Annotated in this window: 7 protein-coding genes and 1 tRNA gene; 7 read left to right on the top strand and 1 reads right to left on the bottom strand. The window is 46.9% G+C overall.

Going from position 1 to position 13,681, the window contains the following annotated elements:
• Positions 1-464: 464 nt before the first annotated feature.
• The 7 genes from QUB44_RS11950 to QUB44_RS11920 all read left to right on the top strand — a co-directional run bounded on the left by QUB44_RS11950 (position 465) and on the right by QUB44_RS11920 (position 10,615).
• A complete protein-coding gene (locus tag QUB44_RS11950) occupies positions 465-926 on the top strand; it encodes a tRNA (cytidine(34)-2'-O)-methyltransferase (RefSeq protein ID WP_333367178.1) in 462 nt (153 codons plus the stop codon).
• Positions 927-1,508: 582 nt separating this feature from the next.
• Complete coding sequence (locus tag QUB44_RS11945) at positions 1,509-3,980, top strand: peptidoglycan DD-metalloendopeptidase family protein (RefSeq protein ID WP_333367173.1); 2,472 nt, start codon at positions 1,509-1,511, stop codon at positions 3,978-3,980.
• Positions 3,981-4,118: 138 nt separating this feature from the next.
• A tRNA-Met gene (locus QUB44_RS11940) sits at positions 4,119-4,191 on the top strand.
• A 126-nt stretch (positions 4,192-4,317) separates the two neighbouring features.
• Positions 4,318-4,917, top strand: coding sequence for a peroxiredoxin (locus QUB44_RS11935; protein WP_190663488.1), 600 nt, complete (start codon positions 4,318-4,320; stop codon positions 4,915-4,917).
• Positions 4,918-5,128: 211 nt separating this feature from the next.
• Complete coding sequence (locus QUB44_RS11930) at positions 5,129-5,668, top strand: redoxin domain-containing protein (RefSeq protein WP_333367170.1); 540 nt, start codon at positions 5,129-5,131, stop codon at positions 5,666-5,668.
• A gap of 214 nt (positions 5,669-5,882) precedes the next feature.
• Entirely contained in the window at positions 5,883-9,932 is a 4,050-nt protein-coding gene (locus QUB44_RS11925) for a hypothetical protein (RefSeq protein WP_333367167.1), read from the top strand.
• A gap of 122 nt (positions 9,933-10,054) precedes the next feature.
• Complete coding sequence (locus QUB44_RS11920) at positions 10,055-10,615, top strand: Uma2 family endonuclease (RefSeq protein ID WP_333367327.1); 561 nt, start codon at positions 10,055-10,057, stop codon at positions 10,613-10,615.
• Between the two features lie 391 nt (positions 10,616-11,006).
• Here QUB44_RS11920 and QUB44_RS11915 read toward each other — a convergent pair whose 3' ends face one another.
• Positions 11,007-13,475: an ATP-dependent Clp protease ATP-binding subunit gene (locus QUB44_RS11915; protein ID WP_333367164.1), complete on the bottom strand. Its 2,469-nt coding sequence runs from the start codon at positions 13,473-13,475 to the stop codon at positions 11,007-11,009.
• Positions 13,476-13,681 lie beyond the last annotated feature (206 nt).

Raw genomic sequence — 13,681 nt, 5'->3', positions numbered from 1 at the left:
TACTCAGCCAATACAAATAGCCCGAACCTCCCGGTCAATCGATTTTAGATTTTAGATTAAAGATTAAAGAATTGAAGCCTTGACCCAGCCCAAAAACGGATACCGTGCCACGTACAGGAGTCGGGGAAAGATAAAAATTTTAGACCCTAGTTCAAGCTCCCAGATTGATCTGTGGGGTAAATCTAAAATCTAAAATCTAAAATCTAAAATCGACTGACCCCACGAATAAATTCGGGGGGCAAGTTTCATCGGATACAGGTTTTTTATTTCTCCACAGATGAATCAAGGGGCTTGTATCCTGGATGCTTTCGGTCAAAAGTTGCAGAGCGAGTCCCAAAAACAAATCAGAATATTTAATCAATGGATCTCGACAAAGGTTATAAATAAAAGCTATAAGGTATATCTACTTGTGGGTAGTTTTATAAATTTCCCAATAGCTGTATTTTTCGCTTTTAATTAGCTTCATGCCCCAACTTGTCTTGATTCACCCGCAAATCCCCCCGAATACTGGCAATATCGCCCGCACTTGCGCTGCCACAGACACGGAACTGCATTTAGTCGGCCCGCTGGGGTTTGAAATTAGCGATCGCTACCTGAAACGGGCCGGCTTAGATTACTGGCCCTACGTCAATCTCCACTGCCACGAAGACTTAGCGGCTTTTCTGGCCTGTCGGCAGCAGCGCGGGGGACGCTCGATTGGATTTAGCACTGGCGGGCGATGCAATTACACGCAATTCCAATTTCAGCCCAGCGACTGGCTGATGTTTGGCTCGGAAACTGTAGGCATTCCCCAATTCGTCTTGGATGCCTGCGACGCCACAGTTTTTATTGCGATGAGCCAGCCTGGAGTCAGGAGTTTGAACCTCTCCGTCAGCGCCGCTGTGGGTTTATTTGAGGCTAAACGACAGTTGGGCGAGCTGGGATAAACCATTATCAGCACATAAATATATAGATATTTAATACCTGCAGCAGGCTGCCAAATCTTCTTTTAAATATAAGAAATTTGTATCAAAGCGGTGAAAATCTAGATAGCCGACATTAATATATTTTATTCATTCAAAAACAGATTGTTATCAGCAACACCAAATGACTGCCAAGAGGATTCAGCAAAAAAAATAAATAATTTTAGCGATTTAGGGCGTCAGCGAACACCAGCTTAGGTCAGAACACTATATCTAGTAAATATACGGTTGTAGCCTGTCCGGAAATTAGCCTAAAGTCGGATAATAGGTAAGAGTTCAGAGCCTTACGGGAATGAAGATTTTATGTATTCGTTCCAGCTATTGCAGTGTAAGGCTTTCGGGGTTAATTGCAGCAGGTTAGACCGAGAATTTAAAAATTTCTGACGGTTTGAGCTTGTCTAAATTAAAAAAGCAAGGTAATCTGGCCTAAGCATGATAGCTGTCAACAATCAGAATATTTTTGCTTGTTGATTTAAATTCAGCGTCATGCGATCCCCTTGAGTGTTTCCAAGGACAGTTAGCGCTTCTCAGTAGGAGGTCGTTTTTTTGAAACGAACATATCCCCAAATTAAGCCTGTTCAGGCTAGTGAAATCGACAGAGACGGTTCTGCGGAACCATCCAAACAGACAACGCTCAGCACAGGCAGAGTTCGCTCTCTCGCCACGATCGGGCTGGCAATATCGGTAGGTGCTTCTGGCATCCTGCTACCGAGAAATGGAGACAGCGCTCGCGCGTCTGAACTCGCACCGACATCGGAATCCACCGCTGAAGTACAGCCAGTATCGGCCAACGGGTCCGTTACGTCCGCACAAGTTGACGGTTCCAGGGCCGAACAGCCCGGATCACCTTCTGAGCCGGTGACGGTTAAGGTGCAGGAGGGGCAAAGCCTTTGGGAGCTTTCTCGGGATTATGAAGTTGAACCGTTGGTACTAGCAACTGCCAACGACATCAAACCCGATACCATACTCCAAGTTGGCCAACAGCTCAGAATTCCGACTGCGACGGAAGCCACACCACAAGAGAACGCCGGCTATAGCACATCGGCTTCGCTAGATAGCGCAGCGACGGTCAATCCCGAACAAGAGTTAAATCTGACTGGCTCCGAGCCATTGGATAATGCAGCCATGACAGCGCTGCCATCAACCGCAGCGACCCCGCTGGTCACGACGGTGCCGGAACAAAGTTTGATCGAGATCCCGAATGCAGACGGGGCGATCGACAGTTTGAAAAAACAGGAAAACCGCACCACAGAATCGGGTCGAACTATGTTCGGGTCGGAGGGGGGAGCCAATTCATCTACACCTACGGCATTTTTGCCCGAGTCAGCACCGACGCTGACCACCCCCGGATATGCAACTGGGACAACTATTCCTGACCTCGATGCCACACCTGTAATTCCCAATTCCGGGGGAGGTCAAGCAGCATCGCCCGATCGAGCATTCGAGTCAATTGAACAGTCTTTGGCAACACCCAGTTTGCCCTCGGCTGTGCTAGTCCCCCCAGCAGGAAGTACCGCCGCGCCGGCTGAGGTTCTCTACAGCGTGCGTCCGGGAGATACGGTAGATGCGATCGCCAAAGGTCACGGCGTATCGCCCAAAGATCTGATCTCCGTCAACAAGCTCGGCAACCCCAACTTTCTGAATGTCAATCAACGGCTCAAAATTCCCCCAGTTGGGTTAAAAAATCCAGGGGTGCAGGCGGCAGCCTCTTATTCTGCCTCCAACTCTACATCTGTCTGGGCGGCAAGTTCGGTTCCCGCATCTTTGAACCCCAGCTCGTCTACCTCGGAAATAGCCGGTGCTGGCGCCGCTCCCGCGCCCACAGTGCCTGTTGTCTCTCCCCTGGAGAACCTGGAAGGTCTGAACAATATTTCAGCGCCGATGGTTCCCCAAATTAACAGCATTCCGCTGACTCAAGTTTCCCAAACCATTAGCGATCCACGGAAGCTGGATCTTCAAGGCGAACCAACATTTACAGGTGCAGTTGACACCAGTGCCCTGCCCTCGCCAGCCAGTGCAACTGCTACCGCCATCGCTACGGGAGAATACCCGCAGCCGATCAGCTTCGTGGCAAATACTAGCGCCCAGGGTTCAAATGCCGATCCAACTAGCGCTTTACCAGAGTCGAATTCGGAGGCTCTCCCCAATGCAGAAGCTCTCAACCCTTATTCCGAACGCTTGAGAGCAGAAGTTGTCAGGCTGCGAGAGGAATATCGTGCCTCGCGCAATTCGATCGGCGCCAATGCGGTGTCCCTGGCTCCAAATGACGGGCCCTCGGTCAACCCGTCTGAGGATATGCCAAGTGTCAATCCATATCTCTACACCCCCGACTATACTGAGGCGGTGCAGAATGAAATCAGCAGACCGCCATCGAGAGCATGGTCTGAGCAGGTTCAGAAGCAGCAGCAAGAGCGTTTAGACCCAGCTCGCGCAGCGGAACTGCAACCGATCAACCTGACGCCGACCTCTGCTGGGCAGCAGCCTATGGTAGCAACTGCTCCTTTGGGCTCTGAGGGTTACGACCTCCTAAGCAACCCGTCTTTGGGACGCATGGTTTCTCCGGAACTGCCTCCGCTTTCCAACCCTGATACTTATCTGCCTAACGGCAAACAACAGTCGGCTAACGGGTTCATTTGGCCATCTAAAGGCGTTCTTACTTCTGGCTACGGTTGGCGCTGGGGACGGATGCACAAGGGAATTGATATTGCAGGGCCGATCGGCACGCCAATTGTGGCAGCATCAGACGGGGTGGTTACCTATGCTCAGTGGAACGACGGCGGCTACGGGTATCTGGTGGAAATTACCCATCCTGACGGCACTGAGACTGTCTATGCCCACAACAGCCGAATTTTGGTGCAAAAGGGTCAGAAAGTCGCTCAAGGGGAACAGATTTCCGAAATGGGCAGCACTGGCTTCAGTACCGGGCCACACTTGCACTTTGAAATTCATCCCGCCGGACAGGGTGCTATCAACCCAATGGCTTTTCTGCCAGACGATGCGTCCAGCGCTTCTCGGTAACAACTGGTCGGAAGTTATGGGTTTTGAATGATTACCAAAACTCATAACTTTTACTGGGAGTCATTAGAAAGAGTGTTGTGTGAAAAGAAGACATAGCTAGCCCTACCGTGCTACGATAGTAAATCGTGAAGTAGATTTGGCTCAGTGGCGCAGTGGTTAGCGCAGGGGACTCATAAGCCCAAGGTCGCAGGTTCAAATCCCGCCTGAGCCATTATTTAATAAAAAAAACTGCGCTCTCAAAGTTGAGAGCGTCTTTTTTTTATTGATCGAGAAGATACTTGTAGTCGTTATGAGTATGATATATTTGTAACAGTTCGTAAAAAAGGAAACAAAATTTATGACCAGTGAATGCCTCCGGGTTGGTCAAGCTGCACCCGATTTCGCCGCAACAGCCGTAGTGGATCAGGAATTCAAGACTGTTAAACTGTCAGACTATAAAGGCAAAAAGTATGTAGTCCTGTTCTTCTACCCCTTGGACTTCACCTTTGTGTGTCCGACTGAGATTACAGCATTTAGCGATCGCTTCGAGGACTTCAAGAAAATCGATACCGAAATCCTCGGCGTATCCGTTGACAGCGAATTCTCTCACCTCGCTTGGATACAAACAGACCGCAAGTCAGGCGGTGTTGGCGACCTCAACTATCCCTTAGTTGCTGACCTCAAAAAAACAATTAGTTCAGACTACAACGTCCTGGACCCAGAAGCAGGCGTTGCCCTCAGAGGTCTGTTCATTATTGACAAAGAAGGCATCATCCAACACTCTACTATTAACAATCTTGCCTTCGGCCGCAACGTGGATGAAACTCTCCGTACTCTGCAAGCTATCCAACACGTCCAGTCTCACCCCGATGAAGTTTGTCCCGCTGGCTGGCAGCCCGGTGACAAAACCATGACTCCCGATCCAGTCAAGTCTAAGGTATTCTTTGCTGCTGTTTAAGTCATGAAAGTGGCGGGGGAACTCCGTCACTCAAAAAAGCCTTTGCAAAAAAGGAAAAAGAAGCCTGCGGTCTAACGGTAATCCGTTGACCGTCGGGTTAGTTCACGCAGATTATATTTGTAGGGACACGGCAGTGTCCTGTCCGTACCCGCAGGGGCATTCATTTAACCGGATTTTTAATTAGCAATTAGCAATTACCCAATTAGGAAATATGCTGACTTCTACTAATTTTAGCGGCTTGTTAAATCAGCGGTTTTTCCAAAATTTATTGCCTATTCCGGCGACTAATTTTCTGAACCTAGGGCAGATGACGCCAGATTTTGAATTGCCGGATATTAATAATGGCAAATTGGTACGGCTGTCTAATTATCGTGGCGATAGACCGGTGGTTCTGGCTTTTACGCGGATTTTTACAGAAAAGCAATATTGCCCTTTCTGTTTTCCTCACATTAAAGCTTTGAATGAAAACTGGGAAAAATTTGCCGATCGCAATATAGAATTATTGATGGTTGCCAGTACCGACGATCGCCAAAGCCAAATTGTGGTTAAAGATTTAGGCTTGAAAATGCCTCTGCTTTCTGATCCAGGCTGTCAAGTTTTTCGGGCTTATCAAGTCGGTCAGGCTTTAGGTGCTCCTTTGCCTGCTCAGTTTGTTTTGGATGCAGATGGAAAACTCCTCTTCAAACATTTGTTTTCTTTCATAGACCACAATGCTAGTGTGGACACTTTATTGAAATATGTCGATCGGTAAGGACACCGCTGCTGTGTCCTAATTTGGAGTTTTTCACCGCTGATGCACGCTGGTTTAGGCCCATCAGCGTTATTTTTTCACCGGTTGACACTGGTTGATACAGCTCTTTAGTTATAAATACTTATTGTGCCAATTGCGATGTCGGAATGTTGCCATATTCGCTCGACATTAATCTAGGCTATAGCTTGAAGGTACTTAGTACAAGTTTAAGCCAATGTCGTCTCCCAAAGATCGATCGAGCAAAATTGAATTGAGCATCTTAGCGTCGCATCCTGAGTTGTTGACAGGTTTAGATGCGTGGCTGCGGCTAGGTTTACTTTCGCCCGCTGAGGTTGAGGAATTGTGCCGACAGTATTTAGTCTGCCCAATCAGAGAGCCCGCTGTAGATTTTTCTGAAATTGAAAACCCGCGAGATCCTATTGCCGAGCCAAAAGTACCTGCCTTATCAACACCTCAAGCAGTACCTAGCAGCAGAGAAAGCCTTGCTAGGCCAACAGAAACTACTCAAACCCCTAATTTTATCGCTCAAATTTTGCACTCGCTAATGGCAGAAATTAGCGTGGTGTGGCTGTTGTTTTTAGGAGTGTTCATGGTAGTTGTCTCCTCTGGAGTCTTAGCTGCCAGTCAGTGGGAAAGATTTCCTGCCGCCGGACAATATGGAGTTTTGTTAGCTTATACTTTAACCTTTTGGGCGATTAGCAGTTGGGCAAACAGACAGCAGAATTTGCACTTGACTGCTCAAACTTTGCAAGAAGTGACGCTGTTGCTAGTGCCAATCAATTTTTGGGCAATGGATACTTTTGGATTGTGGCGGTATCCTTGGGATTGGGCGGTAGCAATCGCAGCGGCACTTATTTTGACTTGGATAACTGCCCGAATTATCAAATATCAATATCAAAGCTGTTCAGGAAAAAACATCACTCGATCGATCGCCCTAAATCACTTGGGATTGAGTTATTTGCACTCTTGGTGGGCATTGGCCGGCTTTGCCCTCACTGCGGTTTATGTGGGTACAGTGGGAACTGCTGCTATTACAGTTTATCAAGTTCAGCAACAACGATTGCAATCTACCCAACTTGGGGGAAATACTGAAACATTCCCCGCTGCTTTCAGTTTGAGCAGAGATTTTTTGACTTACAAAAAAGCAGCTTTAGTAGCTTATTCGTTAGGAATTTTACTGGGTCGAGCGATATTTGTCAAGGATGTAAATATCGCTGAAATGGGTTTAGCTTTGGCGATTTGTGGCGTGCTTTTAGCATGGCTGGATTGGCAGCACCCCCTCGCATCTAGGACTATTGAAAACAATATATCCGACCAGCCAAATCCCAGCAATTTTTTTTACTGGCAATTAGCGGGAGGGGGTTTGTTGGGTTTGGGATACCTAGTTTGTTTCCGCGACATTCCGCTACAGGCGATCGCAGTTAGCGGATTGGCTGTTTGGTTTTTTTATAACCGTTTAGTGCGGTTTTGGCAAGAGTTTGATTTGCTAATGCTAGAGGCGGTGGGACTTCAGAGTATTTGGCTGTTTTGGCGAGTGCTTCCTTTAGGGATTAAAACACAAGTTGTGGCATTTTTAAGTCAGCTTACAAACTCTCAGGAAACTCCTTGGGCTTTTTGGAGTGTTCTGCTGTTGCCTTATCTAATTTTAATGGTAAGTGCGGCCGAGTTGCTCTACCGCAAGCGAAAGTTTCAACTTGCCAGTTTTGGCGAAAACCTTGCTCTCGGTTTGGGGAGTGTTTTAACTGTTATTAGTTTTGTTAATCCGTTTTGGCGATCGCTCAATTTATTAGTCTCTACTTTAATTTTAGGTTGGATTACTTGGAAATACATAATTCCCGATAATTCCCGGCGAGTTTCGAGGCCGGCTTCTGCGGCTAAACAACAGGGAAATCCGGCAATTTTGGTTCCTGTAACTCACATTATGGGTTTTGGCGCGATCGCTTCGGCAATTGAGTTATTTTTCCCAAACCTGACACCCAATATTTGGTCAGCAATATTATTAATATTCATGGCGAGTGAATGGGGATTTTTTGTCTGGATGAAAGCGGCAAGTTTCCGAGAAAACTCTGCATTTTTTCGCTGGCATCCTGCATGGTTTCAAACTTCCTGGTATCTGGGCTTAGTATTAGCAGGATGCAGCTTTATATTGTTGCAAAATTATTTAATTGCGGGTACTGCCACTTATCGCCCTCAGTGGAGTTTGCTCTGGCTGGCGACTCCTTTGGCTTTGACTGCTGTTGCTAAATATACTGAGGCTGCTCACAAACAAGTTGCCAGTACCTTTAGTGCGATCGCCCTAATATTTGCACAATTTCTAATTTTTAGTTTTCCGGGATATCGGTTAATTGGTTTTGGCTTTGCAGCCGTCTTAATGTTGGTCAATACTTACTATTTAGTAGAGCTACCAGCGGCTGTGATTGGAGTCGGGTTTGGCTTGAGTTTCGTAGCTGCGGCGATCGATCGATTAGGTTTTGTGTCGGGTTGGGATTGGGCAATTGCCGGGGCGATCGCTCTTTTGTGTCTGTGGTTGCTTCGCAGCATGATTGTTCGTTTTTCCAGCGGTTTACCTGAGCCTTCTCAATTAGGTGAACTTTACGATCGAGCTTTAGATGGGTGGGCCATCTTACTCGCAGGCTTACTGTTAACAACTATTACTTTTTATTCCTATGAAATCTACGCAGCCAGTAGCTTGAGTTACCCGCCATCGGCTGAAGTTTTGGCTGCTATTTTGGTGATAATGGCTGCGATTATTTTCCGAAGTTTACGTCAGCTTTCCCCTCTGGCAATTTATGCCTTGGCTTGGAGTTTGGAGTTGTTAACAGCAGTCGGTTTGAGTTTTGTCGATCGCACGACGATTAATTTGGCAGTTGCTAATATCGCTCTCGGATTGTTTACTCAATTGTTGGGGGATTGGTGGAGGCGACGCCACCCCGATCGAACAAATTTACCTAGCATTCATTTTATACCTTTGGTTTACGGGGTATTGGGTTTAACTTTCCGATCGCACACTTTGACGAATTGGACTGGTTTAACTGTATTGGGGGCGTCTTTAATTGCGATCGGCATTGGTAGGCGTGAGCCAGAATTCAAACCTTTGGTTTATTTAGGATTAATTGGCGTTTCCGTTGCTGCTTACGAATCGCTACTATATCAACTTTTTCAAACACCAGGAGGAGCTTTTGGAGATGGCTTAATTGTCCTGGCTACTCTCGGCACAACATTAACATATATCTATCGCATTTTATCTCCTTGGCTCAGCAATTATTTACATTTAACTAATGCAGAGTTAAAAATCTTTGCTCACCTGCACTGGGTTTTGAGCAGTTTGCTGCTGATTTGGGCTTCTGCCGATGATATTAAGTCCGGCCTCAATTTAGGATTAGTCACTGGTGCTTTATTAGTTCAATACGCTTTCTTGCAAGGGCGAAATAATCTCGATCGCCAATGGGCAGAAATTTGGATTTACTTAGGTTGGCTAGAAGCCTTTGGCATCCGGCTTTACTGGATCAATACACCTTTAGTTAAGTATATTTCCGGGCCGCTGGGGCCTTGGAAAGTTGCCCTCGCTTCTCTATTTGCCTATTTTATTTACATTTTGCCTTGGGACAACTGGGGTTGGTCAAAAAAACCTTGGCAGGTAATTGCTTCGCTGATTCCCATAGTTACTATTTTGGAAAGTCCGGCTAAGTTTTATCCGATTAGTTTGCTGATAGCTGCTACCTTCTATTTTTTCCTGGCTTGGGAAAGGGAGGAAGTCCGTTCTACCTATGTGAGTGTGGCAATAATTGACTGGATAATGCTGCGGTGGTTCTGGCAAATAGGATTGACTCAGCCAGAGTTTTATGTTACTCCTTTAGGACTTTCTTTACTTTACATTACTCACTTTGATCGCACTCTCAAATTACCAGCAGAAAAACCGCTGCGCCACACTCTGCGAATGCTGGCAACTGCGCTGATTTGCGGGATGCCTCTTTTGACTCAGCAAAGCCACGGTTTAGTGGCGGGAGCTTTTAGTTTAGTGGCGATTGCAGCGGGTTTGGCGGTGCGAGTTCGGGCGTTTTTGTTTGTGGGAACTGGAATTTTTTTAATCAATGTTTTCTATCAGTTGGTGGTTCTGATATTCGATTATCCGCTGATTAAATGGGCGATTGGTTTGGCTTTTGGGATTGTGTTTATCTGGATTGCTGCTACTTTTGAAACTAGGCGCGATCGCATTTCGGCTTTTGTACAGCATTGGGTTGGGCAATTGCAATCGTGGGATTAGATTCGTCGATTGTAAGGCGGGCAATGCCGACCCTACTAAACGACTACTGGTCGATATAGTATAATCACATTATTAAACCTGGGTCGCAGGCAAAAACTCCAATATTCTTGTACGAAACAATGATGACAACTCAGTTAATCAAGCGGTTATTTACAGTAAAAGAATATCATCAGATGATTGAAGCTGGCATCTTGACAAAAGATGATAAAGTTGAATTAATTCGAGGAGAAATTGTTCAAATGGCCGCCGTCGGTAGAAGGCATACATCTCATGTCAAGCGTTTGACAGAGTTATTCTATATCCGCTTATTATCGAGAGTAACCATTGGAGTTCAAGATCCGGTAGAATTGGACGATCGCTCGGAACCGGAACCGGATATTTCCTTGCTGCGGCGGCGCGATGATTTTTACGAATCGGGACATCCTCAGTCTGAGGATATTTTACTAATTGTGGAAGTAGCGGATGCAACCGCTGAAACTGACAGAAATATCAAAATTCCTCTTTATGCTGAAGACAATATTGTAGAAGTTTGGCTAGTAGATATTAACGAGCAATGTGTAGTAGTTTATCGCCAACCTTCTCCATCGGGATACCAAAATATTCAAAGATTCCAGCGAGGTCAGACTTTATCGATTCTAGCTTTTCCCGATATAGAAATTGCTGTAGATAATGTGTTGGGATAAAAGAGCCAAAACTCATACGATTTTAGATTTTAGATTTTATAATTATCTCAAATCTATTACCTGGGAATTATTCATATATCTATTCTCTTGATCTGCGTGAATCTGCGCCAATCCCTTGTCATCTGCGACCCGAAAATTTCTCTTTTTTTAACCGCAGATACAGGCAGATGCAACACAGATTAACGCAGATTAATTATATCAATTCCGGTTGCTGTGTCCGTGATTGTTGACGGAATTTTACGCCCGACGATGCTACCGGATTTGATATTATATAAGGATTTGGAGCTTGCCTAAAGTTGCTTTTTTTTAACTGGTATTTTTTAATTAAAAACCCGGCTTCTCCGAGAAACCGGGTTTTTAATCAACAGTATTTATCCGTTGGTAGAGTGCATTAATGGCTTAATGCGAATTCAGGCAATTTCGGCTCAGATGAACCATCGGGCAACACCTTAACCTGACCATTTTCATCTACATCAACGATCGCCTTTTGGCCTTCTTTCAGCTTCCCAGACAGCATTTCCTCAGCCAGTACATCTTCCAACAACCGCATGATTGCGCGGCGCAAAGGTCGAGCACCGTAGCTGGGATTGTAGCCTTCTGTAACTAACAAGTCCTTGAAACGGTCTGTCACCGACAAAGTAATACCCTGTTCGGTTAAGCGGCTGAAGACTTGCTGCAACATAATGTCCGCAATCTGCTTGACTTCTTCCCTGTTCAACTGGCGGAAGACGATAATCTCATCCAAGCGGTTGATAAATTCAGGACGGAAAAACTGTTTCAGTTCTTCGTTTACCAAGCTGCGAACGCGGTTATACTGACCGTCAGCAGCACTTTCAGCAAACTCGAAACCGAGACCGCCGCCGCCTTTTTCAATCACTCGCGAACCGATGTTGGAGGTCATGATCAGCAGCGTATTCTTAAAGTCAACTGTCCGACCTTTAGCATCAGTCAAGCGACCGTCTTCCAAGATTTGCAGCATCATGTTGAAGACATCCGGGTGAGCTTTTTCGATTTCGTCGAACAAGATGACCGTGTAAGGACGGCGCCGGACTGCTTCTGTTAGTTGGCCGCCTTCATCGTAGCCAACGTAACCCGGAGGTGAACCGATGAGTTTAGAAACCGTGTGGCGTTCCATGAATTCGGACATATCTAACCGAATCATGGCTTCTTCGGAACCGAAGAAATAAGTTGCCAAGGCTTTTGTAAGTTCGGTTTTGCCGACGCCTGTGGGGCCGGAAAAGATGAAACTGGCGATCGGGCGATTCGGATTTTTCAAGCCTACCCGCGCGCGGCGGATGGCCCGAGAAACTGCGGTGACAGCTTCTTCTTGACCGATCAAGCGCTGGTGCAAAGTATCTTCCATGTGCAGCAGCAATTCCGATTCGGATTCTGTCAGCTTGCTGACTGGTACTCCCGTCCAATTAGCCACGATGTGAGCGATGTCTTCTTCGGTGACGATGGGAGAAGTTTTGAGCTGGCTTTTGTTGATCGTAGCTTCGGCGATTTCGGCTTCAATTTCTAATTCGCGATCGCGCAATTTTCCAGCTTTGTCGAAGTCTTGCTCGCGCACTGCGGCATCTTTTTCTTTTGTTACTGCCGGCAGTTGCTTTTTGAGTTCTTTAACTTCAGGCGGGGTTTGTGAATTCATCACGCGGACGCGGGAACCTGCTTCGTCAATTAAGTCGATCGCCTTGTCGGGCAAAAACCGATCGTTAATGTATCTGTCTGACAGTGTGGCCGCTGCTTCTAAAGCTGCGTCGGAAATTGTCAGTCGGTGATGCTGTTCATAAGCCGATCGCAAGCCGTACAATATTTCTATTGTTTCAGCCACGCTCGGTTCACCGACTTTGATCGGTTGGAAGCGGCGTTCTAACGCAGCGTCGCGCTCGATGTGTTTGCGATATTCGTCCAAGGTAGTGGCGCCGACACACTGCAATTCGCCTCTAGCAAGGGCGGGTTTGAGCATATTGGAGGCGTCCATGCTGCCTTGAATTGCGCCTGCACCGACTAAGGTGTGAATTTCATCGATTACCAGAATGATGTTGCCGGCAGCACGAATTTCGGCCATGATTTTCGTCAGGCGTTCTTCAAATTCGCCTCGGAACTTTGTACCAGCAATCAGCGAACCCATATCGAGGCTGATTACTTGTTTGTCTTCTAAAATTTCCGGGACGTTTCTATTAACAATCCGCTGGGCTAGGCCTTCGGCGAGGGCTGTTTTGCCGACTCCCGGTTCGCCTACTAACACTGGATTGTTCTTCGTGCGGCGGCCGAGCACTTGGATCACGCGCTCGATTTCATTTTCGCGGCCCACTACGGGGTCGAGTTTGCCTGCTGCGGCTAACTTGGTCAAGTTTGTGCCAAATTCTTCTAAAGTCGGGATTTTGCGATCGCCGCTATCTCCCCTACCTCCGGGTACCGCCGCGACTTCTCCCACGGCACGAATTACCTGCGTGCGGACTCTCTGGCGATCGATTCCCAAGTTTTGCAGCACCTTCGCCGCCACCCCTTCATCGTCCTGAATCAGCCCCAGCAGGATGTGCTCGGTGCCAATGTAATTGTGGCCTAACTGCCGTGCTTCGTTCAGCGCAGTCTCAAAAATGCGCTTGACGCGGGGCGTAAAAGGAATTTCCGGCGGGAGGAACCCCGAACCTCTACCGATGATATTTTCGATTTCATTGCGCGCCTCTTTCAAGTTGAGGCCCATATCCAGTAATACTTTTGCAGCGATGCCAGTGCCTTCGCCGACGAGCCCCAGAAGTATTTGCTCGGTGCCTACAAAATTGTGACCGAGGCGCCGCGCTTCCTCTTGGGCTAGCATGATTGCTTTAATGGCTTGTTCTGTAAAGCGTTCAAACATATTTTTTCTATCCTACTGTCTTGGCGAGGGCTGTATCGCTGCTGGTGAGGAGCGATTTGGAACACTACACAAATTATAGATGTAAATTTTTGTGTATTTCCTTCTCTAACAATGTATCTTGCTAAAGGGGTAGGGACAGTGGGGAGAGCCGAATAGTAGGGGTGTGGTTGCCGTCCGCCACCAACGACTATTAATTGAGAATAATA

The sequence above is a fragment of the Microcoleus sp. AT3-D2 genome, from assembly GCF_036705715.1.
In the GTDB taxonomy this organism is placed as follows: domain Bacteria; phylum Cyanobacteriota; class Cyanobacteriia; order Cyanobacteriales; family Microcoleaceae; genus Microcoleus.
This window is presented reverse-complemented; position numbering and strand designations above follow the sequence as displayed.

Bases quoted from the DNA above. Each gene is read 5' to 3' on its own strand.
- QUB44_RS11925 (WP_333367167.1), top strand. From the start codon at position 5,883: ATGTCGTCTCCCAAAGATCGATCGAGCAAAATTGAATTGAGCATCTTA.
- QUB44_RS11920 (WP_333367327.1), top strand. From the start codon at position 10,055: ATGACAACTCAGTTAATCAAGCGGTTATTTACAGTAAAAGAATATCAT.
- QUB44_RS11950 (WP_333367178.1), top strand. From the start codon at position 465: ATGCCCCAACTTGTCTTGATTCACCCGCAAATCCCCCCGAATACTGGC.
- QUB44_RS11935 (WP_190663488.1), top strand. From the start codon at position 4,318: ATGACCAGTGAATGCCTCCGGGTTGGTCAAGCTGCACCCGATTTCGCC.
- QUB44_RS11930 (WP_333367170.1), top strand. From the start codon at position 5,129: ATGCTGACTTCTACTAATTTTAGCGGCTTGTTAAATCAGCGGTTTTTC.
- QUB44_RS11915 (WP_333367164.1), bottom strand. From the start codon at position 13,475: ATGTTTGAACGCTTTACAGAACAAGCCATTAAAGCAATCATGCTAGCC.